Annotated in this window: 29 protein-coding genes and 1 pseudogene; 26 read left to right on the forward strand and 4 right to left on the reverse strand. The window is 37.9% G+C overall.

Annotated elements, in window-relative coordinates; genetic code table 11:
- The first annotated feature begins 51 nt into the window (after positions 1-51).
- The 24 genes and pseudogenes from JNUCC31_RS23050 to JNUCC31_RS23150 all read left to right on the forward strand — a co-directional run bounded on the left by JNUCC31_RS23050 (position 52) and on the right by JNUCC31_RS23150 (position 19,831).
- Complete coding sequence (locus JNUCC31_RS23050; protein ID WP_192265111.1) at positions 52-360, forward strand: hypothetical protein; 309 nt, start codon at positions 52-54, stop codon at positions 358-360.
- Positions 361-446: 86 nt separating this feature from the next.
- Complete coding sequence (locus tag JNUCC31_RS23055) at positions 447-776, forward strand: Imm1 family immunity protein (protein WP_192265113.1); 330 nt, start codon at positions 447-449, stop codon at positions 774-776.
- A 524-nt stretch (positions 777-1,300) separates the two neighbouring features.
- A complete protein-coding gene (locus JNUCC31_RS23060; RefSeq protein WP_228469199.1) occupies positions 1,301-1,732 on the forward strand; it encodes a DUF4279 domain-containing protein in 432 nt (143 codons plus the stop codon).
- 169 nt (positions 1,733-1,901) lie between these two features.
- Positions 1,902-2,030: a hypothetical protein gene (locus JNUCC31_RS33880; RefSeq protein WP_267132484.1), complete on the forward strand. Its 129-nt coding sequence runs from the start codon at positions 1,902-1,904 to the stop codon at positions 2,028-2,030.
- A gap of 77 nt (positions 2,031-2,107) precedes the next feature.
- Positions 2,108-2,743, forward strand: a complete 636-nt coding sequence (locus JNUCC31_RS23065; RefSeq protein WP_192265115.1) for a P-loop NTPase family protein — start codon at positions 2,108-2,110, stop codon at positions 2,741-2,743.
- 684 nt (positions 2,744-3,427) lie between these two features.
- On the forward strand, positions 3,428-4,153 hold the full coding sequence (locus JNUCC31_RS23070) for a hypothetical protein (RefSeq protein WP_192265118.1): 726 nt from the start codon (positions 3,428-3,430) through the stop codon (positions 4,151-4,153).
- A gap of 118 nt (positions 4,154-4,271) precedes the next feature.
- Positions 4,272-4,604 (forward strand): DUF3139 domain-containing protein, encoded by a 333-nt coding sequence (locus tag JNUCC31_RS23075; RefSeq protein ID WP_192265119.1) that lies wholly within the window; start codon positions 4,272-4,274, stop codon positions 4,602-4,604.
- Positions 4,605-4,764: 160 nt separating this feature from the next.
- Positions 4,765-5,811, forward strand: a complete 1,047-nt coding sequence (locus tag JNUCC31_RS23080) for a WXG100 family type VII secretion target (RefSeq protein WP_228469200.1) — start codon at positions 4,765-4,767, stop codon at positions 5,809-5,811.
- A 12-nt stretch (positions 5,812-5,823) separates the two neighbouring features.
- Entirely contained in the window at positions 5,824-6,117 is a 294-nt protein-coding gene (locus JNUCC31_RS23085; protein WP_228469201.1) for a hypothetical protein, read from the forward strand.
- 212 nt (positions 6,118-6,329) lie between these two features.
- Positions 6,330-6,599, forward strand: coding sequence for a hypothetical protein (locus JNUCC31_RS23090; protein ID WP_143781252.1), 270 nt, complete (start codon positions 6,330-6,332; stop codon positions 6,597-6,599).
- Positions 6,535-6,735: pseudogene (locus JNUCC31_RS33955) on the forward strand (phage integrase N-terminal SAM-like domain-containing protein); the annotation flags it as partial. The gene JNUCC31_RS23090 and the pseudogene JNUCC31_RS33955, both read left to right, overlap by 65 nt.
- 3 nt (positions 6,736-6,738) lie before the next feature.
- Entirely contained in the window at positions 6,739-7,200 is a 462-nt protein-coding gene (locus JNUCC31_RS33960; protein WP_323374396.1) for a tyrosine-type recombinase/integrase, read from the forward strand.
- Positions 7,201-7,235: 35 nt separating this feature from the next.
- Complete coding sequence (locus tag JNUCC31_RS33965; protein WP_323374339.1) at positions 7,236-7,382, forward strand: tyrosine-type recombinase/integrase; 147 nt, start codon at positions 7,236-7,238, stop codon at positions 7,380-7,382.
- 187 nt (positions 7,383-7,569) lie between these two features.
- Complete coding sequence (locus tag JNUCC31_RS23100) at positions 7,570-8,313, forward strand: barstar family protein (RefSeq protein ID WP_192265121.1); 744 nt, start codon at positions 7,570-7,572, stop codon at positions 8,311-8,313.
- 301 nt (positions 8,314-8,614) lie between these two features.
- Positions 8,615-10,282, forward strand: a complete 1,668-nt coding sequence (locus tag JNUCC31_RS23105) for a hypothetical protein (protein WP_192265122.1) — start codon at positions 8,615-8,617, stop codon at positions 10,280-10,282.
- Positions 10,283-10,524: 242 nt separating this feature from the next.
- Positions 10,525-11,025: an HIT family protein gene (locus tag JNUCC31_RS23110; protein WP_192265123.1), complete on the forward strand. Its 501-nt coding sequence runs from the start codon at positions 10,525-10,527 to the stop codon at positions 11,023-11,025.
- A gap of 212 nt (positions 11,026-11,237) precedes the next feature.
- Complete coding sequence (locus tag JNUCC31_RS23115; RefSeq protein WP_192265124.1) at positions 11,238-11,732, forward strand: hypothetical protein; 495 nt, start codon at positions 11,238-11,240, stop codon at positions 11,730-11,732.
- Between the two features lie 46 nt (positions 11,733-11,778).
- Positions 11,779-12,237 carry a hypothetical protein gene (locus JNUCC31_RS23120; RefSeq protein WP_192265126.1) on the forward strand — a complete coding sequence of 153 codons (459 nt, stop codon included), beginning with the start codon at positions 11,779-11,781 and terminating at the stop codon, positions 12,235-12,237.
- 166 nt (positions 12,238-12,403) lie between these two features.
- Positions 12,404-13,093 (forward strand): hypothetical protein, encoded by a 690-nt coding sequence (locus JNUCC31_RS23125; RefSeq protein WP_192265127.1) that lies wholly within the window; start codon positions 12,404-12,406, stop codon positions 13,091-13,093.
- A gap of 164 nt (positions 13,094-13,257) precedes the next feature.
- Entirely contained in the window at positions 13,258-13,458 is a 201-nt protein-coding gene (locus JNUCC31_RS23130) for a YneF family protein (protein ID WP_192265128.1), read from the forward strand.
- A complete protein-coding gene (locus JNUCC31_RS23135; RefSeq protein ID WP_192265129.1) occupies positions 13,448-14,254 on the forward strand; it encodes a hypothetical protein in 807 nt (268 codons plus the stop codon). The genes JNUCC31_RS23130 and JNUCC31_RS23135 overlap by 11 nt, the downstream gene beginning before the upstream one ends.
- 181 nt (positions 14,255-14,435) lie before the next feature.
- Entirely contained in the window at positions 14,436-15,773 is a 1,338-nt protein-coding gene (locus JNUCC31_RS23140) for a hypothetical protein (protein WP_192265130.1), read from the forward strand.
- Between the two features lie 489 nt (positions 15,774-16,262).
- On the forward strand, positions 16,263-17,246 hold the full coding sequence (locus JNUCC31_RS23145) for an SIR2 family NAD-dependent protein deacylase (protein ID WP_192265131.1): 984 nt from the start codon (positions 16,263-16,265) through the stop codon (positions 17,244-17,246).
- Positions 17,219-19,831, forward strand: coding sequence for a tetratricopeptide repeat protein (locus JNUCC31_RS23150; RefSeq protein WP_192265132.1), 2,613 nt, complete (start codon positions 17,219-17,221; stop codon positions 19,829-19,831). The genes JNUCC31_RS23145 and JNUCC31_RS23150 overlap by 28 nt, the downstream gene beginning before the upstream one ends.
- A gap of 169 nt (positions 19,832-20,000) precedes the next feature.
- Here JNUCC31_RS23150 and JNUCC31_RS23155 read toward each other — a convergent pair whose 3' ends face one another.
- Positions 20,001-20,255, reverse strand: coding sequence for a helix-turn-helix domain-containing protein (locus tag JNUCC31_RS23155; protein WP_228469202.1), 255 nt, complete (start codon positions 20,253-20,255; stop codon positions 20,001-20,003).
- Positions 20,256-20,408: 153 nt separating this feature from the next.
- On the opposite strand from JNUCC31_RS23155, the gene JNUCC31_RS23160 reads away from it, so the two are divergent.
- Positions 20,409-20,594, forward strand: a complete 186-nt coding sequence (locus JNUCC31_RS23160; protein WP_192265137.1) for an aspartyl-phosphate phosphatase Spo0E family protein — start codon at positions 20,409-20,411, stop codon at positions 20,592-20,594.
- Between the two features lie 36 nt (positions 20,595-20,630).
- Complete coding sequence (locus JNUCC31_RS23165) at positions 20,631-20,954, forward strand: hypothetical protein (RefSeq protein ID WP_192265139.1); 324 nt, start codon at positions 20,631-20,633, stop codon at positions 20,952-20,954.
- A gap of 105 nt (positions 20,955-21,059) precedes the next feature.
- Here the strand turns inward: JNUCC31_RS23165 and JNUCC31_RS23170 are convergent, their stop codons facing one another.
- From JNUCC31_RS23170 to JNUCC31_RS23180, 3 genes are all read right to left on the reverse strand, one after another.
- The gene (locus tag JNUCC31_RS23170; RefSeq protein ID WP_192265141.1) at positions 21,060-22,742 is read right to left on the reverse strand and encodes a type 2 periplasmic-binding domain-containing protein; all 1,683 of its coding nucleotides are present in this window, start codon (positions 22,740-22,742) and stop codon (positions 21,060-21,062) included.
- 139 nt (positions 22,743-22,881) lie between these two features.
- Positions 22,882-24,489, reverse strand: coding sequence for a response regulator transcription factor (locus JNUCC31_RS23175; RefSeq protein ID WP_192265143.1), 1,608 nt, complete (start codon positions 24,487-24,489; stop codon positions 22,882-22,884).
- Positions 24,490-24,722: 233 nt separating this feature from the next.
- A complete protein-coding gene (locus JNUCC31_RS23180; protein ID WP_192265144.1) occupies positions 24,723-26,510 on the reverse strand; it encodes a sensor histidine kinase in 1,788 nt (595 codons plus the stop codon).
- Positions 26,511-26,726 lie beyond the last annotated feature (216 nt).

The raw sequence follows: 26,726 nt of genomic DNA on the forward strand, positions 1-26,726 counted from the left end.
CGCGTTGCTTCAAGTCGTTGCACTCTTTAAGGGTAGAAGGAGAGAATGTAAATGAACAAGATAGACTCTCATCATTGCAACCTAAATATAAGGTATGACCTGCCTGATGAGGTATGGGATAAAGTTTCTAAAGTGTATGAGCGTATGCCAGGGTGGATGGGGTATACAAGTGGAATTCCATATTGGTTTGGAACTGAAGAGGATAATGTATTTATTACAGCATCCGTTGAGCCTAGTGGGTTATCCTTTTATGCGCAGATGAATAGCGAGGATTGGACTTCTTGGATAGAAGCATTTAAGTTGGAAGCGTCAAAAGTGTTAGGCTTTGATGTTGGTGAACCTGAAGATGGATATGTGTGATGAAAGAAGGAGGATAAAAAGGAAAAGTGATAAACTCTATTAGCATTGATGAACGGAATGGGACCACGTTTAATGAAGAGATCGTTATGAATCCTACATGGGCAGACAGTTTACGTTTTTTGAGAAGACTCGATGGAGATAAATATACATTAGTTTTTTTTGAGGTATCAGACACACATTCAGCATTAGTTGGAGGCGGACCGGAATATTTTGTAGTGTCTATTACAATGGATGATAATATATATACGCTTATGAACGATAAGCAAGAAAATAGTGAAATTTCTCTGGTTATTGGTGGCCAGTTAGGCAATTATTCTGATAACATTTGTATAGAATTAATGCCCATGCTTGAAGTACTAAAGTATTTTTATGAAACTGGTAAACTACACGAATCTCATCAATGGAAACAAGAATAATAATTACAGGTCAGTTAGGGTTCTCGGGCTCGTAAACACCAAATATGATGTGAAATTGTATTAAAAGAGTTGGAGTAGGTGAGCTCAGTAGTGGAGAGGAAATTCAAAAGTCATTTTTTTATATTGTTCTACTGTCAGTTCCATTTGTAGTATTAGAGAGTTTACTTTTATTAAAATATCCTAACACCGGATTAGGAGAATTATAAATTTGCCGTTAACCTTTATAGTGAATGGCGTGATTATTCTGATCTCATCTAGTTTAGTTTATTATTTGCTTAAATACACCAGATTTAGAGTTATTGGACGAGTTATTCTAGGATTAACGATATGTTTAACTCTTATCGTAACAATATGGTTGTATCCGCAGGATTCATCCAAACATATTTCAAAAATTATAGTAGAAGATATTAAGAATTTATGGAGTAAATGAGGAGTTCACTCATTCTAAGATAAGAACATCTAAGGATGAAGCCAGTCGTGAGTCTTTAAACGTAAGGTGAATTCATACATCAATTCTTAAAGAGGTGAAACTCCTGAAAGACAAAACCGAAGTGATGGCCTATTTTTGTTTATTTGGAGATGAATTCGATCCGAATCATGTAACTTCAATACTTAAAATTGAACCTACGAATACGGCTTATAAAGGAGATATAATTAACGAAAAGCTTCGAGTAAAAGAAACATCATGGACATTGGGTACAGAGTATGAAGAATCATTAGATGTAAATCACCAATTAAGAAAAGTAGTCGATACATTAAGAAACAAAGTAAAAGAGATCAATTCGATTCGGATTGAACATCAATTAAGCACGAAATTTTTCATTGTAATAAGAATAGAAGAGGGGGAAACGCCTGCTCTTTATTTCGATTCTGATTTTATTGAATTTGTTAATATGATTCATGCTGAAATTGATGTTGATTTGTATGCAAATCCATATAATGAAAAATTGGAATAAGAAATAAAGTTTTTAAAACACGCTTCGAAGGAATGGACATCAGATAACATTGTGTAGGAATAAACGAACCTTAAGGATCATCAATATCGGATAACAAAGTGTTAATGATGTGGGAGGCTCCCTTTTTGCTGTAAATGTGGTGTTTTCCCTAAAGGAGGATTTTAAAATAATGAGAAAACGGCATTCTATTGATAAAACGGAGTGGTCAGAAACAAGAGAGACCCAGTATCACAAAGACTGCAAGGATATGGTATTTGCATTTGGCGATAGACTAATTGAAGTGGATGGCACGGTGTAATATAAATTCAACATGATCGCTTAAGAGCCAGTGAAGGTTGATTAATCATTTGGTGAGTAATATTTGGAGGTAATTGAATGACGATAATTTGTCTCGAAGGTGCCAGTTCTGTAGGTAAGAGTACCACTTGTCAGCAGTTCGCTACACAATATGATGCATTTATTGTTCCAGAAACAGGGTTCCTTTTTGAAGCTCCTCAACTTGAAGGTAAGGAACTTATGATGTGGTTGCTGGAGAGACAAATCGATAGATGGTATATAGCATATGAGAAGAATCAACAACATGAGTATGTGATTTTGGATGGCGATATATTTAAGATTTGGTACAGTTGGATATATGGTTATGAGCACCTATCTTTAAATGAAACAGCGAACTTTTTTAGAGAGAAGTTATTGAAGAATGAAATAGCATTACCGGATGCTTATTTGCTATTCTGGGCAGAAGAAGATGAACTGCGCGAGCGAAAGGAGATGGATCAGACAAGATCTAGAAGAAATTTTCATAAACATCTACGCATGATTGAACCTAAAATGAGATACTTCCATTATCTTAATGAACTGGTACCAGGATATGTAGGGATTCATAAAGCAGAGACTGTAGCAGATAATGTACATCATATTGTAAAGCATAGCGAGAAATTACCGGACATAAAAAAACGAGAGATCGAGATCTTTGATAGAGTAATTGATTTTTACAAGAGTACTACTCCTTAATCTTAGTGTGGCTTTTGATATCAGATCTCAAAGCTATTCTAGCTGTGTCTTGGATAACTGACCAAATACTTCGATCAAAGAAACAGAAATATGCAAGGTGAGTTATGGGCGTAAGAAAAAAAATATAAACGTAAAATTGTTCGATCCAATCGATTATTTTATTGGTATGTTGAACCGGACATTGACGATGAAGGAATAATCAAATTACATATTGTTTCTGAGGATAAGAAGTTAATCGTCACTTATGAAGTGGGACAACACAGTATTAAGAATAAGATCCCATTCATAGTCATCATCGGAGAAGAATTCGAAGGCTGGACAACAGAATATATAGGATACAGAAGAGTGCTAACACCGAAATGGAGCGATGAGATTATCACGCCAAAATTGGAAGACTGATCAGGAATACTCGGCATTTAAGAAATGCAGTAAAAGAGAGAGAGTAGTGTTTAATAGAAGGGGAATGTTTTCTTCTCGTACCTGCCGGTTATCGATTCACTTTAAAAAGTAAATAATTCTGCACATGAATGTGTAAAAATTTACAATTCCAAAGACTTATTGATATTTTTATGATATGACTCATTATCAGTATTAATACCTAATTTAACAATGATTAATTCCTCCTATGGAAAAATAGTGAAAATAAATATAAATTTAGAATATAAACTATAAGGAGGAATATTGTTGAAAAAAATTCTTGTAAAAGGATTCCTTCTATTAACATCTATGTTAGTAGTTCTAGGAATACTTCCAGCTGGGCAACCTACAGTTAGTGCAGAGACACAATACACTACTCAACAGATATCATCGGAAGTAGAGATCAGTGTGCCTGACTCGGTCTATGGGAATGATGAAGATTTAAGTGCTATTGAGGAAATTAAGACCGATGGTTTAATTGGGCCGTTTGCAGAGATTGGACCTACATATCCAGGAACTAATGTATCGATGAGAGTTGGAGATGTGTTGTACTCTACTAAAGCAATTGGTGGTAGTTCACAAATTGTTGGTCATGTGGGTATAGTAAATTCAAATTTCAAGGTGGTACATGTAACACTGCCTGTGAACGGTGGGACTGTAGATAACATGACAAATTACATGTGGAGACACGGAGAAGGGGAAACCATAAAAGTATATAGACCCAAAAATGGCCGTGGCGTAGAAGCTGCTAAATGGGCAGTGTACAATTATAAAAAAGTTACACAATACCTTATCCAGATCGATCAATCCTTCAGTTCTCTTACTCCCAATTATTGTTCCAAATTTATGTGGCAAGCTTTTTACTATGGAGAGGGTATTGACATTACTGATAAAGGTATGACCGGTGATACTAACTTTTTTGTAACCCCCTCAGCGTTTACTAAGTCTAACCATTTTGTTTATACAACCTCTTTTAAAGCTGTACGCAACTAATTATGAAATATAGCTACACAGAAACTCTGGACTTTTTAAAAGTTAAAGAGTTTCTTTTCTTTATAGATTAAAGTTGATTTGATAGAATTAATGTAAATAATACCGTTAGGAGGTTTATATGAAAAAAACGGGAAGCATAAAAATGATTCTGAGCGGTGCTATAATTCTAATCTTATTATTAATAGTCGGTTTTTATGTATTCTTACAGTTCAAATACAATTCTCTTGAAGCAAGCCTAAAAGAACACCTTATAAATGTCGAGGGATATAAAGAAGAAGAAATTGTTAGTATAGAAGCTAAGTTGAGTTCTATGCCTAAATATCCTGTATATGTTGTATTTTCAGATGATCCAGAAACTAAATATATTTTTACGGATGGGGATGGAGAGGTTCCGAAGTGGCATCAATTAGATCCTAAGACTCCTCAGCGTTTACAAAATAGCGAAGAATGATTCATATCTCCTTCAACCTAGCCATTAATAACCTTTCTAAACGGCGACCTTTTTCCAGATTCAATTGGAAGAGGTCGCCGAGTCAGTCTTGGAACGTTTCTTGATAAATGTTCAGCGCATAAGATAGTGGAAACAGGGTGGATGAAGTCGTAGAATTTCTTTGACTAACTACGAATTCAAGAAGTCACAGCTTGTTATGACTGAAGTTGTCACACTCATGAGTTCAATATCAACTGTGTTACATAACCATGGAGAACGATTTCTCCAAGCTGATCACGGGTCGGAAGGGCAAGTAGACATAAACTGTTTACCACCACCCTCACCGAATGCTTGTGGTCCACAGGAAGGTATAGACGATCGTAATGCAGTTGAGAAGTCTGTAGATAGTTTAAAAGAGCTAGGACAAGCATTTATACAATCGGCAGATGACCGATATCAGAAGAGATATGATAGTGTAGGTGGATTTCTGGATTACTGGACATTTGGTATTCCAAGTGGACTCTTAAACGGGTATGTTGATCGAGCTGACAAAGCTTTTGAGTCGCCTCAAGACACACTGAACTGGTTGACATTCGGAGTCCATGGAACGATTAGAGAAGCCGTTTTACCTACAAATGCTTGGTCAAGTGAACATTGGGCAAGTATGCTTGGTACAGGTGGTATGGTATTAGGGGTCAGCTCTGTTTTCAAACCTAAGCTGCATATCGATACCCCTGTCAAATACGATGGCGCGGTAGATTTTAGACAGATTCTCAGTGGCGGACAACGCAATGAGCTTCCGCTGACGGATAACCAAAAGCTTGAGATAAAGAGTTACTTGAACAAGCTTGATTTCCCCGAAGAAAATACCTTAATCGCACAACCAGGTTATTATGATACCTGGAATACAGGCATGATGTACAATCGCTTGGTCATCAATACGGATGTCTTACCAGCAGCAGCCCCAGGAGTAGGGACTTTGAGTGCAAATACTCGCATTTCAATGAATGCTACACTAGCTCACGAGATCGTTGGGCATTATGAGGCTTCTATTGCGGGCAAAGCGTTCCCACTTTGTGATCTTCCTCCTGAAGTCATCAAAAGAAACTATGCTCTTGATGAGGCTCAGGCAAGTATCCGGGCAGCAAGGTTTGCTCCTGAACTCAATTCTACTGCCGATCTCAGGGTGAGAGATGTCAAAGGCGAGCTATTCATAGATCAGAGATAAGGAGGACACAGAATGGAAACTAAAATGCTGTTTGGCGTGGGGTTAGTCTTCGATACACCGGAATTCGGAACCATCGTCATGGGGGCCAATGAAGAGTTGGATGAACTACTTCCTTCAACAATCAAAGAGATGATCGGTGACCAGATTATTATCAAAAAAACGGATGGGGAGGAGCAAGTGTTTGGAGTTGTTTCTACTCAAATTAATCATTCTATAGCCGGCAAAAAGAATATCGGTATATGTTTGGGAAAAGGGATCTCCCCAGACGAAATACCTGCGGGTTCAATCGTCTACTGTTATCCATGAGGACAAATTGACAGTAGGTATACTTTGTTGAAGCTACATGGAGTGGCAGTTTTTTATTACACTGGCTGTGCCCATCTTTACTTTTAAAGATCATATATGTTCCGAAAGCATCGGAAGGTCATCTGATTCCCTTTTTGGGATGAGGATAGCCTTCCTTTTTATTTCTCAAAATTGCGGAGAAAGACATAGACTCAAACAATGGAGAGTTTCCTATGAACGACGATACTACAACGGAAGAGAAGATCACCATAACTAAAGGTTCTACTCATTCATTGCATATTCGTTGTCCTTATAACCCTGCATATATTCAGCGCATTCGCCAGATTACGGGCAGAAAGTGGGAAACCAAACAGAAAATGTGGATCATACCCTACACTATTGCGGCCATCCAGGAGTTTACGAGCCAGTTTGATCCAGATGAAGTTCAGATTACCCCGGAGCAAAGAACCGTTACAGAAGGCACTAAAGATACGAGGATATAGTCGCAAAACGATCAAAGCGTATTGTAATCAGGTCGAGCGTTTTCTAAGCAGCCTTAGCCTTAAAAATAAGGATGTCACTAGTCCCAATGTTCAGATGTATTGTTTAGGTTTGCTGGAGCGAGGAATTTCCCATTCTAGCGTGAATCAGGCCATTAGCGCGCTCCGCTTCTATTGCAAACATGTGCTCCATCATCCTACGGATATCCAGTATATTCGTCCCAAGAAGCAGACCAAGCTTCCGCAAGTGTTGTCCGAAAAGGAAGTTGCTCAATTACTTAAATCCGTAACCAACCCTAAACATAAGGCCATATTGTTTCTGACCTATTCTTCCGGGCTTCGTGCAGGTGAAGTTGTGCGTCTGCGTTGCACCGATCTGGATATTGAAAGGCAGACACTCATTGTGAGACAGGGAAAGGGTCAAAAGGATCGGAGGACGCTTCTTTTAAGTCTCGCCTGGGATATGGTGCAGAAATACATAGATGAATACAGTTCCAATCGTTGGCTGTTTCCGGGGCAATCTTCTGATCGACATCTTACTGAGCGGAGCGTACAGAAGGTTTTTGAAGAAGCTAGACAACGCGCAGGAATTGTGAAAAGGTAAGTATTCATGCGCTGAGACACTCCTTCGCCACTCATTTGCTGGAAAACGGGACAGACCTGCGCTATATTCAGGAGTTACTTGATCATACGAGTGCACGTACAATTCAGCGATATACGCATGTTAGTACGAAAAATATCCAGCGTATTCAAATCCCGCTGGATCGGATGGATTTGGGAGATTGAGTACTAGGCTACTCCTCCCTTTTTTCACCGAGTTTTTCTTCGCAAATGTCACAATATGGGTTATCATATACGTAGTTCAGCTAAAGGACAGGATGCGTGGTATTCACGAAGTACATAAATTAGATGTTATAAGAAATCGGCGTAAAGAGTAAACCCATAATTAATGCAAATACATAGGAGTAAATCTATGAATTACAAATATAGTCTATTCAACGAGGATGGCAGTTTAATTATCGGACATTGCGATAATATTGCTGGATTATTAGAAACGAACATTAGTGAAACTGCGGATGAGGATTACTACGATCTCAGTTTTATTAATTTCCATTTCAGCGCTGACTTTAAACAGATTTGCTCAAACCGAAAGTATCCCATAAGTAATTTATACATACTTATTTTAGATCATTGTGGTAATAAGATAGGTAATTATTATTTTGTATTGAATACTCAGAGAGTATTTACCTCTTCAGATTTAAAAGATGGGCGAGATGTTAATATTGCTGGTTATCTTCCAATTGCTCTTTCTATGGAAATTCTAAGACTCTGGGATCTTGGTAGAGAGTTAAAACAAAAAAATATTTGGTCTCAATTTACTAACCATCAGCGCGAGATCTGGATGGAGATAATCAGAAATCGCGATAATTGTTGTAAAATCTCCAGTAATATTCAACACATAACTAATCAAACGTATTATGTTGATGGTCGACATATCACAGATAAGATTTCTTTTTATTTTGCGCTGGGTGAATCCATCAATGGCCCTGGAGGTTATTTCGGCGGATGTCTGGACAGCTTGTCAGATTGCTTGTGCGGAGGCTTTGGTGTGAAACCACCTTTTACGATTGAAATCAATGGATTTGCTGATAAATGCGAAATAATTGAAAATATTTTAGAAGTGCTTAACGAACATAATGTTACAATCAAACTTTAAAACTAAAAATGATTTTTTGAAAGTTAATCGAAGAAGACACCGACATCTTATAACATAATATTCACGCTGCGGCTCCGATGGAGCCTTGGTCTGCTTGAAGGAATGCGGAGAAGCATTTCAGCAGACAACCCCTGTGGGGTTCATGAATACAGAAACGTTAGCTGAAATTCAAAAGTTTAAACAATATCATATACTTTCATAATGTAAATTTATTTTCAATTGAATGAGAAGCTGATTCTTTAATTAATATTTTATAAAACGATCTTTAATGAATTTTTGAATAACGAGAGGATGAATAATAATGGACAGAGATGAGTTTTTAGGAGTTGAAAAAGCAGTAGATCACTATTTGCATGATCTACTAGATGAAGAACTACCTAGAAACAAATTTATATATCACTGTAATTTAGCTTTTACAGATTTATTAATTGATAGCAAGTTGCTTTTTACAATGATGGAAAAGCATTATTTATTTTCTCTTAATTATAGTACATATATCGCACATAAAAAATTAAAAGAAGAAGATACATTTGACTTTGTATTTGATCTAAGAATGTATCGTATCGCCACGCAAACGATATTACGAGGGGTTCAGTATTCACTATTATGTGATAATTTTCCGCTTGTTCACTCTGGAAAATCAAAACTCATTAAACAAGATGATATTTTAAAATTTGAAGCAACAAATGTTCCAAGACGAAATTATAAATTTATATCAGATTATACTATAAGAAAAGCACTAAGTTACACACTTCAGCTGGCTAATGGACATCTTATTAATAGTGAAAAAGATGAAGAAAAAATTGCGATGAAACTTACAGATATATACTCAGGATTTTGGAGTGAAAATATGATTTACGAAGATTTCGAGCCTTATACTCGCTTAGACTGGGGAGGGATAACTTACTTTTTTATTCTCGCATCCATGAGAAGATTCAATAAGCTATATAAAAATGACTTTGACATTCTAAAAACAGATTCTCAAAAGATGATGATTATATTATCTCCTAATGGTAAAGCTGGACTTAGAGAATACGCAAATGGATGTTCAGATGAAGTTTACAATAAGCTTTTATACGATAATACTTATAAAGCTATTGGGCAAGACTTATATCCGAAATTGTCTATTTCTGAAGCGCCTCTGAATATTACTAAAGATGGCTATATATTTGCTAACCCTATAGTATTTTTATTTTCAAATTCAGCTGAAACAAGGTACTTAAGTAACTTAAGGAAAACAGATCGTTCTACATATTTAATAGTTAAAGATAAAATTAAAGAACGAACAATTCCGGTTATTAAAGAAATGGTGAAATATAAAATAAAAGATGTTGTCGTTATAACTAACTTTAATGTTCCAATACCAAATCAAGGTAAGCAAAAAAGAGAATGCGATATTCTACTTATCGACAAATGTGGGTTTGCAACTTATATAGAAATTAAACATTTTTATAATCCAATATCGTTTAGTGAAGTGAAATCAATAGATAAAGAATTGAATCTTTCACTAAACAAAATGGTTGACCAATTGAATGCTATATCTGAAGGGTGGGAGTACTTAAAAAATATCTATAATTTCGATATTGAATTAAGAGAGATTAGAGGTGTTATAGGATCACATCAATATACTGGGTTTGATGTTCCTATTGATGCTGAGATACCGATTGTTAGCCATACTGGAATCTTTGAATCTATTGCAGAATCAGAAAGTGTGGAAGATATCTATAAGGGTTGTAAAGAATTTGATATTTTATATCCTAATATACCTCTTCTAAATGATAATATGGTTTTTGAATATGCGAATACTAAGTTTAAAATAGATTTGGAGTATCTTGATCCTCAATATGAAATTGAATTCATTAATTCATACAAAAAACAAATCAGTGACAAAACAAAGGTAGGTGAAAGAAAAATATATTCAACTATCACTGATTTAGCAGAGGGATATATAAAATCTATGAACGAATAAGAATTGACTCACTTAAATATTATCTAGAGACCTTCTGAATATTATTAACCTCTCTCTAAATAACAAAGATTTTTTGAGGGTCACGAATAGAGACTGAAATTCAGCTAACATTCACGCTGCGGACATTCGTCCTTGGTACGGCATTCGCCGGACACCCGACATACGTCGGGTCGTGAATACAGGAACGTTAGATGAAATTACGATGCAAGTTCTTATCAAAATCAAAAACTATGAGGTGCATAATGCTAAGACTAATTACATTGGCTGATGGAAGATCGGTAGAAGTTGAATGTGTAAGCTGCGCATTGACAAGTGGTTTGATTTCTTCAACAGGTGGAGTAATTTTTGAATCAAGCAACTTTCATGTCCATCAAGATATTGCTTACCCAATTAAAGGGTTAGTTATATTAGCTTCAAAGAGGCATTTTTACTGCATGGATGAATTAACAGATGAAGAGCGATTAGAATTTATTTCGTTAATCCATAAGCTCAGAAGTGAACAAAGAAAACGATTGGGAATTGATAAGGTCTATTATTTTTATAATGAAGATACAACACATCACTTTCATTTATGGATGGTTCCTAGATATGAATGGATGTACCAATTTGGAAATTCAGTAGAATCATTAAGACCGGCATTATTACATGCAAGGAATAATATGAATGACGATGAGAATATGAAGAGTGTAGAAGAAGGGGTTAGCATGCTAAGAGAGGGCATGAGGGATTTTGTGAGTAGCTAAGGTAACCCCATCTAACACTGTTTTCACGCATCGGGCTGGCGCCCTCGGTCTGGCAGAGGAGTAATCGGGTAAGTGGATGCAACCAGACAACCCTGTGAGGCTAAGTCTTCGACCCGGCTCCCGTTGGTCGCCTTAAGCCTCTCGGGTTCGTGAACACAAGAAGGTTAGATGATATACCACAAAATAACAATGAAAAGACATGAGGTGTTTTTTTGGAAGAAATTATTATAAAAACTCCTTATTTAAGCACATTATCTGATAAAGTAAAGAACTTACTAATCAAGTTGGGGAGAGACTCGATTAGATTTGCTCCTTGGTTTTTGAATAATCAATCTATAATACTAAGTAAGCTTAGAGGAGCAAAAACCGAAGAAGATCTTTACGATGTGGTAACAGAATTAAGGTGTGCTTCTTTTTTGTTGACACTGAGTGAAGTAATTGAATTACTTTACGAACCATTACATCAACTGCATCAATCACCAGATTTTAAAGTCATTACGAAAACAGACGGTGAAGTTTATTTTGAAGTAAGAAGAATTAGAAAAAATTTATCGGAGTTTAAAAGAGATGAATTTACCGAATTATTTTGGATAAATTCTAAACAGAATATTCGTAGGAATTTTGGTTTGTCGCTCAACACAAGTGCAATAGAAGAAGCAGAACTGTTTGAAAAATTAATCAGAAATATAGACGGAATTATATATTGACTCTGTACTTTCTGAATTATCTGAAGATATAGAAGAACCAATCGAGTTGACTCTTGATGAGTTTGCAGACGGATTAGAAATATATATATCAAGTATTCCAGAAGAACGAAGAATTCATAATGAGATTAGAAAATATGGAGGACTATTTAAAACTCCATACTCAGGAAACGAAGACAGAAAATTTGGAGATATAATCTTTGAGAAAACACGTCAGTTAATAGAAGGTGAAAAAAATGTAATTTTCATTTACGCTGATAATGGAACTCATGAAGTTTATGACATGATGGATTCTATCCATTTAATTAATCAATTATTAAGAGAAGCTAATGAAGAAATCATTCAAAAAAAAGGCTATGTTTCGGTCAGGGATTTCCTTTTTAAATCTCAAAGAATCAGTGGAATATTCTTGTTAACAAGTGATCAAGAAAGGCATTACTGGAATAATACAAACTCATTACGGACAATAGATACCAAATTAATAAAAGAATTAGAAGGTAGCTCATAGGAGGTGGTACATCATATAACATCATATTCAAGCAGCCGCTCCGTTGTAGCCTTGGACTACGGGAAGGAATTCGAAGAGGGATTTCAGCAGACAGCCCCTTTGGGGTTCATGAATACAGGAACGTTATCTGAAATAACTATAAAATCAAGAAAGAGGATTGAACAACATGTGGCCGAGTATTATCGGATGGTCTTTATCTACCTTAATAGCAATTACTGGTTGGTGGATAGCTATAACCAATTTAAATAAGCAACATAGAAGAAATCTTGAACTAGATAAACAAAAGTTTGTTCGAGAAATGCAGATTAAGACTGCTGATGAAGCTATAAGCTTACTTTCGAAATCAAGAGAAAAACTAGGGGAATTGAATTTATATTTATTACTTTTGCCTGGTGATCTAAGAACAAAATATGCAACGAATTTTGAAATTCATAGTAGTCGTTGGGAAAAGCCAAATGAGCAAGTTTTAAAATTGTGGGAAAACTCCTCTAAGTCAATTCTTGAATTTACCTACTTTTTTGAATCAAGAGAAGTTGTGCTTAATAGGTTTGTTGGAATGAAGGATATATATTTAGAACAGCTAAGTGAATTAAGAGAAATTATAGGTAGTTATTCTGAATATTTAAGTTTGACTTATTACTCAAAATATTTCAATGGGATTATGCTTTCAGAAGAAGAGCTGGTAGAACTTGAGAATAGAACAAAGGAATTTAACGAACATGTTTTTACTTTTCTAAGTTATGTGCATGATTTTATAATCGAACTGCAAAATGCTTTTTTAAGTGAAACATTTGGATACTCAATTCCTGTCAGACAACCAACAGACCCTAAATATAAAGTATTAAAAGCGAAGTGAATGATATGGGGATTACTCAAGAAGAAAGTTACTTCAGATATTCACGCTGCGGACATTCGTCCTTGGCCCGGCATAACCGGACACCCGACATACGTCGGGTCGTGAATACAGGAACGTTATTAGAATTGGCGCATATTAATTATAAATTCTACACGAGGTGAATTATGTCTAAATTAACTGAAATTCTCGACCCTTCAACCACAACAGGTTCATTATTGATTGGAATTATTTCGGGGTTAATTTCTGGAGTAATATTAGGATTCTTTTCTGGTAAAAAGTACGAAGTGAATAAATTGAAAACTAAAGGTAATAACAGTCCAATTATTAATAAATCTGAAATAAAGGTGAATTCGAATGAGAAATAAACTTGAAACTAGTGGTGATCATAGTCCTATTCTAAATGATTGTAACATTACCATGTACAACCAAATGAAATACGATTCAGTAATGGCAAGAAAGAACGAAATATACATACCAATTATCGAAGAACTAATTTCTATTGACCAGAATATTTTTAAAGCCAAATTTTCAAATCGGATTGACAACAAATTCATAAAAGAAGTTATATCAAGGCAATACAAGTATAGGGTAGAAGATGCTCTATTAAACAAACTAATAAAAATAGATGGTTTTATTAGTGAATTTAATAAGATTGATATTGAAAATATCTCAGGCCATATTATTGTGGAGATGTTCACAAAAGGATTTATAGAGCTCTATGGTGATATCAATGACGGTGAAGTACCGATTTATTATGAAGGTTATATTATAGATTACGACACCGTGTATCCAGAAGAATATGAAAATATTGAATTAATAGCATTTAATAGCGAACTGTTAAAAGGGATAATTCAAGATGCAGACGATTATATAGAATATGAAAATGAATTATATAATAGATCATTAATTAACATGTTTGAATTTGCACTAGCTGCTAGGAATAAAAAATATAGCCCAAAAAGAATCCCAATTATTGATTGGGATGGGATACCTGAATATTATATTGCCTCACAATCAGATTTCAATGAACTATATAACACTCACTCATCAATAATTGCGAAAAGGTCGTTTAAACAAAAGATAAATGATCTATGTAAAGAACTAGCTAATGATGTTGATAGGATATTAAAAGAGATTTTTATTAAATATGAAAAAGAATAATGTGGTATTTTTGAAGAAGGCGCCAACATCTTATAACATTATATTCACGCGTCGGAGCCTGGCGGCTCCTCGGTCCGTGAGAAGCGAAGCGATCAGTATGAGAAGCAGATTCAGCGTGCACATCCGCACCGACTAACCGCATCGCGGCCGGCCCCTGGAGGGCGTAAGTCGGAGGGACGTCTTGAATACAGAAACGTTATATGAAATTGCGACAAATGATAAGGATGGTATTATGGACGAGCAGAAATACTTAGAAATAAATAAAGTGATTGACAAAGCTCTTGATGAGTTTTTGGAGAATAAATCCTCTAATGAAGAGGTGTTCAAAAATAGTAGTGAACGTAAGGGTTTCTATTTCTCTTTAGTAAGAGAATATGAAAAAAGTTATCAAAAGCCTCAAAAATGCATGTATCCTGGCTGTGATTCCCAAAGCATTATTTACTCACACTCCTTACAAAGAGGTGGAGGTATTCAAATTATTTCTGAGAATAGTCATGTTTACTGGCCTGTATTTGATGAGCGGTCGGGAAAAATGAGAATAGAGAAAATTGGGATCAATAAAGCCTCGACGTTCCCAGGGTTCTGTAATAAACATGAAGGTGTTTTTAGTGTATTTGAAAATAAGAAGGAAATTGAATATGAAAATGAAATAAAACTACAAATATATAGAACATTATGCAGAGAATTACAAGTTAGAAGAATTGAACTTGCAAACAATATCAAGAGAAGAGACGAATATTTAAGCTTACAAAATAAACGGTTTGCTGAAATATTATCTAAACATCTAGTTGATGTTAACTTCGATATTACTATTAAAGATATTGACATAAAAAGAGAAGACTTTAGACTTTACTATATGAATAAGGAAATTGACGAGCTTGAAGAGCGTGTCTCGTTTATAAGAAAGAAATATTATTATCCATTTTCAAAGGATATCCAAAAAGGTACAAATAACATCTTTTATAAAGCCATTAAACTGGATCATGTTGTGCCGGTATGTTTAGCTGGGGCTGGTTACATTTCATATACAAAAAGAAACAAAAAAACAAAAGCATTAATTATTATGAATGTGTTTCCTCAAGATGGAGCAACACTGATTATTCTTGCTACAGATCGGAACTCTAAGGCATTTTTGGAAAGGTATATCTCGCACTATTCCCAGAGTGCACTTATGGCATTAGATTTGATTGAAAGTTGGATGGTTCACGTAACAGATCATTGGTTCGTTAAACCTAGTATATGGGAAACACTAAGTGAAAAGAGGAGAGAAAAAATCCTTTCTGACATTCTGGATATTAGATTTGGTGTTCTTGACACATATGGCCTTTCTATTTTTGACGATATACGCAAGTATATGTTAACGATTATCGATACTGAAGATAAATGGGACAAAAATGATGAAACTACAGTCTCGTTTTTAATGAAAGAACGTGATAAATTGCGTGATGAGGAGACATATAGCATTTTTCCTACAACAGATATTTTAAAACTGAAAGGATACATGAATTCGGGATTGTAACTCAGGAAGGCCCCAACAATATATAACATCGCATTAACGCATCGGGCTAACGCCCTCGTTCGCAGATGTGGATTCGAGGAAGCTTGTGCTGCGACAACTCCCTACGGGAGTTCGTGAATGCGAGGGACGTTAGACGAAAGTGATTTTTTATAACAATTCTTATAATCGAATCAATAATTTGTTTAGAAAAGAGTTTTCTGAATCAAGTAGTCTCCTTAAGACAGATAAACATATATCAAATTTAAAATTCAGTACTTAATAAAGGAGAATATAATTGGTGAAATTACACAGAAGCAAGTTAAGGTTACTGTAAATAGAGTTCAAAAAGAAACAATACAAAAAACAATTCAGCAAGCACAAGAAATTATGGATGAACTATCTCAAAGGCTATTAAACGTTAATTATTAGGCCTATCAAACATAGAGGAACTACATACAAAATCTTAACTAGTTTAGACGATTGAGAAATATATTAGGAGGAGAAGTTGCAATGATAAATACGGAACAGAATTATTTAGCTGAAGAAATTGCTTCCAATAATGCAGTATTGTTTGTTGGTGCAGGTTTCTCATTAAATGCAGTACCTATTCATGATCATGTAGTTTCTTCCTTTAAAGATTGGACAGGTTTCATGTTACAGCTCGCAGGAAAGCTATGGGAACATGATGCCTTTAATAAAAAAGAGCTATTAAGCAAAATAGCTGGAGATTATTTATATGTAACGCAGCTCTTTATAGAACGATTTGGATATACACAGTTCTACAAGGAATTTCTCGAAGCAGTTCCTACACAGGAGTACCAACCCTCCGATCTACACAGATCGTTACTTGGATTGCCTTGGACTGAGTATGTAACTACAAATCAGGACGATCTGATTGAGAAGACTATGAAACAACTTAATGTGCCTTATCATTGTGTTGTTCAAGATTTAGATTTGTCTACATCTTTAAATAAAAAAATTATTAAAATGCACGGTACTTGGGAACGTCCAGAAAGTCTTATTTTTTCTGAAGAAGATTACCAGAATTATGAAGAAGAACATCCACTTATCGCTTTGAAAGTAAAGCAATTGTTTGCTGAGAAGACAGTTTTTTTTGTTGGCTTTAGTTTAAAAGATACTAATTTTAAGGCATTACACAGATGGATACAAAATATCCTGGGGAAACACCAAAAGAGAGCTTATGCATATATCCCAAATGCTGATGAATATATAAAAACTTATTGGCGCCAACGGAATTTAATTATCTTATCAGATGAGGTAAATGGGAATGATACAGATGAATGGAAGTATAATTACCAAGCCAAATTAACGAATAGAATTCATCAATTGAGTGATTACATAAGTATCCTTAGTGCAAGACGTAACATAGATGGGGATACAAAAAAAAATTATGAAAGAATAAAGCATCTGGTTATCAATGAAGGGCTGAGAAGGGAGCATAGAATATGGATAGAACAGTGGAGGCGAGAGTAGTACAGTACACCCAGATCGCGGAAAGCATTGTACAGCAGTGGGATTCTTTTGAAAATGAAGGATTAAATCCCCAATTTTCTTTTCACTTCTTAAGAGATATTTTTTTTATAAAAGAGATTGGATTCTCAAAATGGGAGACAGAACTACCGAGCGCTTGGTTCAATTTTATACTTAATGATAACAATGTTGATAAATCGCTACAAAGAAAACTCCTCTTTGTTTTGAAAAAGTACGTAGAAGAATTCGAGACTACAAAAATTAATTGTTCAGATGGTACAGCAATATGTTTATACCATCTTTTAAGAAAAAAAGACGAAGTTACTCCATCTTTTAAGGAACTACTTTTTGTAATGTACATTAAGAATCATTACTATAAGGATCGTGATTACCGCTTCGTGGAGCGTTTTACTTCTAAAATAATGTCTTCTGTGCAAAATGAAATATATTTAGAAGAAATCCAGCATTTAAGATTGCTTTGTTTGAAAAATATGTTTAGGTATAGTGAATTAGAATCAGAACTAAAACAATATTATTCAAATGGTCATAACCGTCCTAAGAGTCTGTTAAGATACGGAAGTTTTTATATTTTACTTGATCGTTTTGAAGAAGCAATTGATTTATATTACCAAGCAGTTAACCAGAGGGAAAATTTAGAGGTAGCTTCTCATGCCTTGTTCGTTTTACAGGAGTTGCATAGATTCTCTATTGATGAAGAACTTATGATGAAACTGGAGAAGCTTCATTTAGTTAATATTGAGGAACAATTAAAGTCACGATTTGAAGGATCATTCCAAGCTTTCGATATAAGAAATAAACTAAGTGAGTATGAGCGCGATGCAATCCAATTTATTGGAGATCATCAAAGGGCTAAAGATAAAAGAAAGCGAAAGAATCGGAGCGGATCTGACCATTATTTGAAGCATGCTTATAATGTACTAATCCAGAGTTCTAAATTAATTGAGAATATCGGACTACCGGACTTCATGATCGGTCAAAATAAAGCAATGAAAATGGTAGCAGAGTGGTTAATTATGGAAGGTGGCCTCCAGATATCACATCGTTACCTTGGTATGGGATTAAATTTCAAAGATCTTAAGTTAAATAACGATGAACTTCTTTTATATCAACAGAATCATCTCAAGTTATTCAAGTGGATGTATGGTCAACTTCATCAAATGGTAACAGTACTCGAAAATCGCTCGAGTAGAGAAGTCAACTGGTATTCTCTATTTGAACATATTACGGATGCGCTTCTCACTCAAATCGATTTGTTGTATCGGGTACTGAGTGTCGAATTAATTGAGCTTTTAGTGGATCCACTATTGCGCATTCTAAAGTTAGATATTCAAAGCTTAAATAGTTTCACTACTGAGTTTCTTGCAAAAGTAATCAATGATTTGAAGCCTGCACGAAGCGTCGAGGTATTCCAGCAATATTTAAATTTTCTTGGAGAGAACACGAATACCTTAGGTTTTTACAATGGAATAAATCAAATTCGTTTTAATGGGTGGTCGAATCAAGAACTAGAATTCTTTGATTATGGAATTTTAAAGACTATCCTTAATAGGGTCCATGATAAAAATATTTTCTCTGCTAATAGTTTCTATTACATGATTTTCAACATTCATGCTATTTCTCCGATACCACCAGAGCACTTCCAAGAAATAAAAGTACTTTTGAAACAAATATACGAAGATTTAAATGGTTATAATAAGGACCACTTATTACGTTTAATGTTCAAGTACGACATGTTCAGTGATGAAGAGGCTCGCAATGAAGTTCATAATGTAATAGAAAGATATGTGCAAGATAATATGTTACAAATCAATACATTAAACATTCTAGCCGATTTAATTCCTGTAATTCACGAAGATCAAATAGAACGAATTATCCTTAAAGCCCGTAGTCATAGAACAAATTCAAAACGAATTAATTTCTTTATTTCAGGTGCTTCAGAACAATTAGAAGAATCCTATCAAATTTTTGTCTTACGGATAGCACAGTTTAGAAAAACACCTGACATACTATTTGACGAGCATTACGGTATAGAGAAACTAAGTAGCATGACTTTCAATCTATTAAAAGAAGCACGAGAGAGTTTCGATTCAAACGTATCTCTTGTTGAAGAGATGAACAAAAGACTAAAATACGAAGTACTAAATGGAAGTAAAAAGGAACGGATAAAATCAATCGCAATTGCTAGAGGCTGGATGCGGAATGGGCAGATCATTTATGATTCTGACACAGAGCTTGCAAATGTTATTGAATCGTTTGTTTGGGATTCCTCTAATCGGGTTAAAGCCTGGAGTTTCTCTTTCTTAACAGATTACTACTCCAATGATTCAGTAAAAAATGATGAACAAATCATTAACTTATTCACAAAAATTAAAGATACTTATATTGATGAAACAGATGAAGATCTAATGATTGCTATTACATTTTTTCTTAGTAGATTCAATAAGGTACTTTCTATTGGGGAATGTAAAGATGCTTTTGAGAAATGGGTATATATCATTGAGCAGTCTTCGTATCTGTCTGTTCAAAAAGAATGGCTTGGAGCTATGACAGACAGTCCTTCAATATAAGGACACTTACAAGTAAATAGTTCAAATTAAGATAGCCTGTCTAATTTAGACTGGCTCTTTCTAATATATAAAGACTGGACGAAAGATAAAAGAAGTGATTTCCGCCTGTTTATAATGAATTACATTTGTCGAAGAGGATTAATTATTATGGACAAGTTTATCAGATTCACTATTCTTCACCAAGCAAATACCCTACAGAAATCTCCAAAGCTTTCGCTATCATCACCACTTCATAATCTTGGACTAGACGATACTGGCCCTCAAGACGGGAAAGGCTGGTCTGACTGATATCCAAACCCAATGTTTGCAATCTGGCGAGGAATTCTCGTTGTTTGATGCCCTTACTTTTACGAATAGATACGACTCGTGAGCCGATGATATTTTTGTCGCCAGGTGGTTCTTGTCTATGCTTCAATATGTACACCTCATTTCAACCAAATTGTATGAGAAATAATGGTTGTTTTAATGCGGATATCGAATTAAAATAAAATAAACCGATAATCGCATTAAAAATGGCTGCTCACGTCTAGTCTTAACAAGACCTGGCGCAGTTTAGACCCATCAGAGAGGTGGATGTATGAGCCGGTTGCTTGACTTATTGGAAGAGGAACGGCGCAAGCTTAATCAGCTTGGAGAGGCATCCTTGAAGCAAGCGATTCCGTTGTGGGACAATCCTGAGGTTCAGGAACAGAGCAGAAGGGTGGACGAACTGGTGGCACGAGTTAGTGAAATGAAGGCGAGACATGACCGAGTGATACGATGATGACTGAGGTACATAATGCGTAGGGGAGGAGAAGCTATGGACTTTCCATCGTGGTTGCAACAAGCGATTCAGGCGAGGTTAGATGAGGTGTCTGCCCAGATCGAGCATGATCCTGACCTTAGTCGTGTACGTGGGGAAACAGATGAAGCGTTCGAAGCTTTGTTTGCTAGCAAAGATGTCGAGCAGACACCTGGATATGCTGAGTGGGAGAGCCGATACATTGTCACCAAAGGGATAGAGAATGAGCAGTTGTACATGCAAGGACTGAGGGACGGCATTCAGCTCACAGTTTCCTTGCTGGGGCAGTCGATGCCGGAGGAGAACGATACGAAGGCTCAATCAAATAACGCGAACCCATAAGTCAGGGGAAGCGGCCTTAATCTCTATCTAAATAAAACCAGCCGAAGCGTATAACTTACCGCTTCGGCTGGTTTTTTAACGCTCTACTTTTCCTAAATCCCAATCTTACTTCGCACTTACCGACTTAAACCATTCATTCACTTCTTGCGTGATTTGATCTCCGCCGTTGGATTTCCAGTTGGCGACGAATTGGTCAAAGGCATCAATCGGCAGTTGGCCGTAGATGATTTTGTTGAAGGTTTCCATCTCGGACTGGCGGAGCAGGTTCCATTTGGAGACCATGGTTGGCGTTGCAGCGCCAGTAAAGTAGTTTTGTTTACGGATGTCGATCTGAGACATAACGACTTTACCTGCATACCAGTTTTCCGGTTTACGGAATTCGGCCATTTGTTTCTCGTAAGGTGTTTCAGGCTTCTCGCCGTTGGCCAGCTTCACGAGTGTTTTCATATACAGATCCGGAATACGAGCCGGGCCAGTCAGGAACGGGAATTCGTTGGAGAAGTCTTTGATCTTCTCTTTGTCACTGGTCGGTTGTCCGTCAATGATATCCCAGTCGTAACCTTTGGCGAAGCCGTATTCATACTCACTGCCCGCAGCCGGGTTAGCCAAGTTATCGAGCAGGTAGTTGTAGTACAGGAAGATGGCTTCTGGATGCTTCGCATCCTTGTTAATCATGATACTTGCGTTGACACCAGAGTTCTGCCACTTCGTACCGATCTTGCCGTCTGGGCCAGCCGGAACAGGGTAAGCTTTATATTTTGAGCCAGGTACGTTCTTCAGCAGGTCAGGTGCCGGCCAGTCGGGTACCCAGTTTGCGCCAGGCAGAATGCCCGCTTTGCCAGCGGTCCAGCTCTCAGCGGATTTGCCTTCGTCCCACAGGGCGGAGTCGGTATGGATATATCCTTTTTCCATCCATTCAGCCAGCTTGGCAAGGGCTTGTTTCGCACCCGGGTTAACGGAGCCGTACTCCAGATTGCCGTTTGCGTCTTTGTTCCATTGCTCCTCGATTGTGCCATATGCACCGAACAACCAGTCGAGTTGGCCCATCCAGGTGTTGGTGTTATTTTTCAGCGAGATCGCCAGTGGGAATACTTTGTCTGGAGACAGACCGTCCGGGTTCTCGTTTTTGAATTTGTCCATGATGTTCTCAAGGTCTGCAATGGTTTTCGGAGCTTCCAGGTTCAGCTTCTCCATCCAGTCCTCGCGGAGCCAGAGCAGCGTATCGTCGTTATCGGTGTACTCCATGATCGGCATGTTGTATTTCTTGCCGTCCTTGGTGAACGGATACCACAATTCAGGATGTGCTGCTGCGTGATCTTTCAGGGTCTGACTCGCGTACTTGTCGAACAACTCATCAATGGCGATGAATTGACCGGATTCGATCAACTGATTGGTCAATACCGCATTGGTCGGTACGGATACGAAATCAGGCAGCTTCTCGCCAGAGGCGATAGCCAGTTGAAGCTTTTGTCTGTATTGATCGTCATTGGCCGGATACCAGGTATCTTTGTGCTTCATACCCAGCGTTTCCAGCATCCAGCGATCGTGAACGTTATTTTCTTTGGTGTCCCCTTGCACGTATTTCTTCGGCATCAATACCGAACTGAATTCGATGGGTGGGTCGTATTTTCCTTTGGCAAAAGCAGCTTCTGCTTCAGCTGAACCGACGGTCGCCGGTGAATCATCTTTGGTACCATTGTCACTGGCTGTATCGCCACTGCCGCACGCAGTGATCGTGATGAGCGCGATAACCATGAGCAGTGACCACCATGTTTTGAATTTGATCATTGTTCAATCCCCCTACGATGTATGATCTTTACAAGTGTAACTGTACCAATTTGAGCGGGAGGGCATCTATATGAGTTTGTTAGTTTCGATAGGACTCTATTAGTGAATGTTCAAAAAGATCGGTTTTCAGTCATGTTATTTAATGTTGGTCTCTGTACTCCTGCGGTGTAACGCCGAATTGACGCTTGAACACTTTGATAAAATAAGCCGGGTCCATATAACCAATCTCCATGCTGATTTCATATACTTTTTTGGTGGTCGTAACGAGCTTGTGGCAGGCCCGATCCATGCGCAGGCGCGAGATATAATCACTGATGCCTTCGCCCGTTTCAATCTTATATATCTTGGACAAATGGGTCGGATGCAAATTAACATGGTCGGCCAGTACACGCAAAGAAACATCCAGATGCAGGTTTTTATCCGTAAAATCCTGAATCTTCTTCACATACTCGGAACGAATGTCCTTGATCTCGTTGGACGTGCCTTCCTTGAGTTTGCCAAGCACACTAAGCGACCATTTGCGCAGTTTACTGATGGTGGTAAAAGCTTCTCCGCTCTGCAACCACTCGATATCGTCACCCATTAAGTTGGTCAACGTCAACCTGTTACGGTGTGCGAGATTGGTGAACGAAGCCGTAATTAGAAAACCAGCCTCCATGCAATGTTCCCACGATTCCGACCATTTCTCATCCAACTCTGCACAGACGGCTAGAATTTTTTCTTCTGCGGCATCCCACTGCCCGCTCTCCAGCAGGTGAATGAAAGTAGGCGGGGTATACAGAACGTCGAGCGGGCCTTGCGCCGCCGGAGTCTCCACGTCACTGACCCGCATCACGAATTCACGTTCGTCTCCGACAATCTGCCGGAAATAAGCGGAGGCCTGCCGAAAACGATCATATAACTGATCGGGAAACGCAAACCACTCGGTGATGACGATGGAGAGGGAACCCTTTAGAAATTGCTTAACCTTGGACTGAAGCTGTACCGAAAGCTTCTCCAGTATGGTTTCTTTGCCAATGTCAGTATCGTTCTCTTTCAGTTGAAGCAGAAACACGAGATATCCATGCTCCTCCTTCACACCCCACACTTCCATAAACTCACCCATAATCTCTTCCGCCATATTGATGACCGCATATTCAAGCAAGGTTTGATCGTTGTTGTCATATTGCCCGAATTCTTCTTCCATCCGTACAAGCATTAACGCACAATCCCCGGCGTGGAAGGGCAGATCATAATTGGCAAGTTTGCGTGCCCATTCGCTGGAAGCAATTCGATGTCCCTGCAAAGCCTCAAGGAGCAGTCGACCCCGTAAATGCGGCAGATTCTCCCGAAGGGTAAACTGGGTTCGTTTCAGTGAACTGATGAGCGCCCATTCGGTGTTTAATTGATCGATGGCCTTCTGAACGGCACCCATCAATTCATCGTCTGTCGGCGGCTTCAGCAAGTAATCGACGGCCTCGAACTGGATGGCTTTTTTAGCGTAATCGAATTCGGAATGTCCCGATAAAAGGATACATTTTATTTTTTTGTCACGGATTCTGATCCGTTCGATCAGTTCAATGCCTGTCATTTCGGGCATTTGAATATCCGAGATCACAATATCGATAGGGTGGGTATCAATTAGTTGAAGTGCTTCGTGTGCCGAGTATGCTTTGTGTACCTGCTCAATCCCCAGCGTATGCCAGGGCTTGGTCATGGACAGGTTATCTACCCAGTGTGCTTCATCATCTACGATGATCATTTGCATGTTGTTTGTCTCCTTGTTGGTTGAACGCAGACATCTGTACACTTGCCACTCCGATGACAGAATAACCTTCCGATCGCTGTTACCCCCGGATTTATTGAATGAATTTTATAATGTGTAAATCTGGTGATAAAGGCGAGCACTCCGTTTCTTCAGGTTTTTTCTGTCCGCTGCGTTCACGTGTAAATGGTTCGTTCAAAATTAAATAGTCAACTTATATTATTATCGGCATTTCCTTAATCGGAATCAGTATCCTCTTTCGGTATCTCCCAGATCATCTCGGTTCGGAATCCGCCGAGTGGGGATGGGCCGAATAGAAGATAGGATTGGCTGCCGAATAGGTGCATGATTCGCTGATTCGTGTTCCATAGGCCACAGCCCATTTCCTCCTGCAGCGGTTGCTGCATTTTAAGATTCAGCGCTTCCAGCTGATCCGGGTTCAAGCCGGGTCCGTCATCATCAATGTATATTTTACAGAATCCGTTTGAGATTTCGCCAGTAATTCGAATTTCACCGGATGAATACGACTTCGCGACGCCGTGAATGACCGAATTCTCCACAATGGGTTGAAGCATTAACCGTGGTACGGACAGGGCAAGCATATCCTCAGGGATGTCGATATGATATTCAATTCTGCCGTTGCGCAGTTTCTGGATATCCAAATAGTTGACGAGCAGATTGACTTCTTCCTTCAGAGAAGATGTCTCCCGCTCCACTCGTGTCGTATAGCGATAGTAGGCACTTAGGTTATGCGCCATGGAGACGACGGCTTGCTCGTCCTTCATCTGGGCCATGTTGATGATATAGCCAAGACAGTTATATAGAAAGTGAGGATTGATCTGCGCCTGTAACTGCTTCAGCGTAGCTTCCTTGGCTCTGATTTTTTCCTGGAACACGTTCTCGATCAGGTCTTGAATCTGATGTGACATATCATTGAATCGATGGAACAAAAATGAGAATTCATTCTGATCCTTGCTATGCAGACGTACGGAATAGTCTCCGCGCTGCACGCGGCGTAAGCCTTGGATCAGCTTTTTGATCGGATATTGAATGTTTCGATATAACAGAATCGAAGCGGAAATACCCACCACAAACAGCAGAATCATAAAGAGATAGAACAGGTTCCGACTGAGCGAAATGGGTTCCAGAATCTGATAGAGTGGGACCACATCGACTAAATGCCAATCCAGATAGGCAGACTTCACCGTGCTGACCAGATACTTCTTCCCGTTCAGCTTGATGACATCTTGGGTGGTATCCTCCAGGACGTGATCATCCAGATAGCGAATGAGTTCTTCGGATAACTGCTTGTCTGCACTGCGGTTCAGAATGGGCGAATCCCCCTTGTGATAAAAGAAGGGATCACCTTGTCCACCTTCCTTGTACGTATCCAGCATGTTCTGAATGTTCTCATAACTGAAGCTGGCTTCAATCACCAGATTGCTTCCCGTCAATGTTCCCGGCTGGGCCAAGGAATCCGTAAAGAACCAGTAAAAAGATTTCATGTCCTCTTGAGATTCGGTACCATCACTGTATGTCCATTGTCCGCTCATATTTCTTTTCAGGTAATCCTCATCATACCCGGATGTTCGATTATAGTTGGCGATGACATCTTGATTTTGCTGTGAATGCACAGCATATCGGGTAGGCCATATATCGGTAACCCCGGCTTGCAGCATCAGCTTTTCCTGAATGACATATCGGGTCTGCATCTTGTCATAACGATCATTCCAAATGTTCAAGCCATTGAATGCTCTGACATTGGGATCTCTTGTAAGAATAAGACTGAAATCCATCATCTGATTAATGCGGGAATCAATCTGACTGGATAAAAACGTGAGCTGTTTCGTATTGGAGACCTGTAGTTCTTTGCTTACCACATCATACGTGACGTTGTTCGAATAGGTATACATGATAATAATGGGGATGAACAGGAGGATAATTAAGCAGTTTATTTTGGCAAACAGACTAAACCGGGATCTCGTCGTTTTTTCAAATAATGTTAAGCGCTTCCATATATTCATAAATGTCTCCTTTTAATACGTATGTGAACAACCTCTTCAGATGATATTCCTAACAAAACACTATGAAGCCTAACAATGTTATATAGTCAGACCTGAGAAATGCCTGATACTATTTATATCAGAGATCCCCATTACACACAAAAACTTTTTTTTGGGAACAGGAGCGCGCTATGGAGGCTAATATGGAAGCTAACCGGGTACCTCAAGCGGACATTG

The organism is Paenibacillus sp. JNUCC-31 (genome assembly GCF_014844075.1).
Lineage (GTDB): Bacteria > Bacillota > Bacilli > Paenibacillales > Paenibacillaceae > Paenibacillus.

Bases quoted from the DNA above. Each gene is read 5' to 3' on its own strand.
- JNUCC31_RS23100 (WP_192265121.1), top strand. From the start codon at position 7,570: ATGAATTACAAATATAGTCTATTCAACGAGGATGGCAGTTTAATTATC.
- JNUCC31_RS23090 (WP_143781252.1), top strand. From the start codon at position 6,330: ATGAACGACGATACTACAACGGAAGAGAAGATCACCATAACTAAAGGT.
- JNUCC31_RS23105 (WP_192265122.1), top strand. From the start codon at position 8,615: ATGGACAGAGATGAGTTTTTAGGAGTTGAAAAAGCAGTAGATCACTAT.
- JNUCC31_RS23055 (WP_192265113.1), top strand. From the start codon at position 447: ATGAATCCTACATGGGCAGACAGTTTACGTTTTTTGAGAAGACTCGAT.
- JNUCC31_RS23050 (WP_192265111.1), top strand. From the start codon at position 52: ATGAACAAGATAGACTCTCATCATTGCAACCTAAATATAAGGTATGAC.
- JNUCC31_RS23075 (WP_192265119.1), top strand. From the start codon at position 4,272: ATGAAAAAAACGGGAAGCATAAAAATGATTCTGAGCGGTGCTATAATT.
- JNUCC31_RS23110 (WP_192265123.1), top strand. From the start codon at position 10,525: ATGCTAAGACTAATTACATTGGCTGATGGAAGATCGGTAGAAGTTGAA.
- JNUCC31_RS23135 (WP_192265129.1), top strand. From the start codon at position 13,448: ATGAGAAATAAACTTGAAACTAGTGGTGATCATAGTCCTATTCTAAAT.
- JNUCC31_RS33880 (WP_267132484.1), top strand. From the start codon at position 1,902: ATGAGAAAACGGCATTCTATTGATAAAACGGAGTGGTCAGAAACAAGA.
- JNUCC31_RS23145 (WP_192265131.1), top strand. From the start codon at position 16,263: ATGATAAATACGGAACAGAATTATTTAGCTGAAGAAATTGCTTCCAAT.
- JNUCC31_RS23175 (WP_192265143.1), bottom strand. From the start codon at position 24,489: ATGCAAATGATCATCGTAGATGATGAAGCACACTGGGTAGATAACCTG.
- JNUCC31_RS23165 (WP_192265139.1), top strand. From the start codon at position 20,631: ATGGACTTTCCATCGTGGTTGCAACAAGCGATTCAGGCGAGGTTAGAT.
- JNUCC31_RS23150 (WP_192265132.1), top strand. From the start codon at position 17,219: ATGGATAGAACAGTGGAGGCGAGAGTAGTACAGTACACCCAGATCGCG.
- JNUCC31_RS23130 (WP_192265128.1), top strand. From the start codon at position 13,258: ATGTCTAAATTAACTGAAATTCTCGACCCTTCAACCACAACAGGTTCA.
- JNUCC31_RS23180 (WP_192265144.1), bottom strand. From the start codon at position 26,510: ATGAATATATGGAAGCGCTTAACATTATTTGAAAAAACGACGAGATCC.
- JNUCC31_RS23125 (WP_192265127.1), top strand. From the start codon at position 12,404: ATGTGGCCGAGTATTATCGGATGGTCTTTATCTACCTTAATAGCAATT.
- JNUCC31_RS23160 (WP_192265137.1), top strand. From the start codon at position 20,409: ATGAGCCGGTTGCTTGACTTATTGGAAGAGGAACGGCGCAAGCTTAAT.
- JNUCC31_RS23170 (WP_192265141.1), bottom strand. From the start codon at position 22,742: ATGATCAAATTCAAAACATGGTGGTCACTGCTCATGGTTATCGCGCTC.
- JNUCC31_RS23065 (WP_192265115.1), top strand. From the start codon at position 2,108: ATGACGATAATTTGTCTCGAAGGTGCCAGTTCTGTAGGTAAGAGTACC.
- JNUCC31_RS23085 (WP_228469201.1), top strand. From the start codon at position 5,824: ATGGAAACTAAAATGCTGTTTGGCGTGGGGTTAGTCTTCGATACACCG.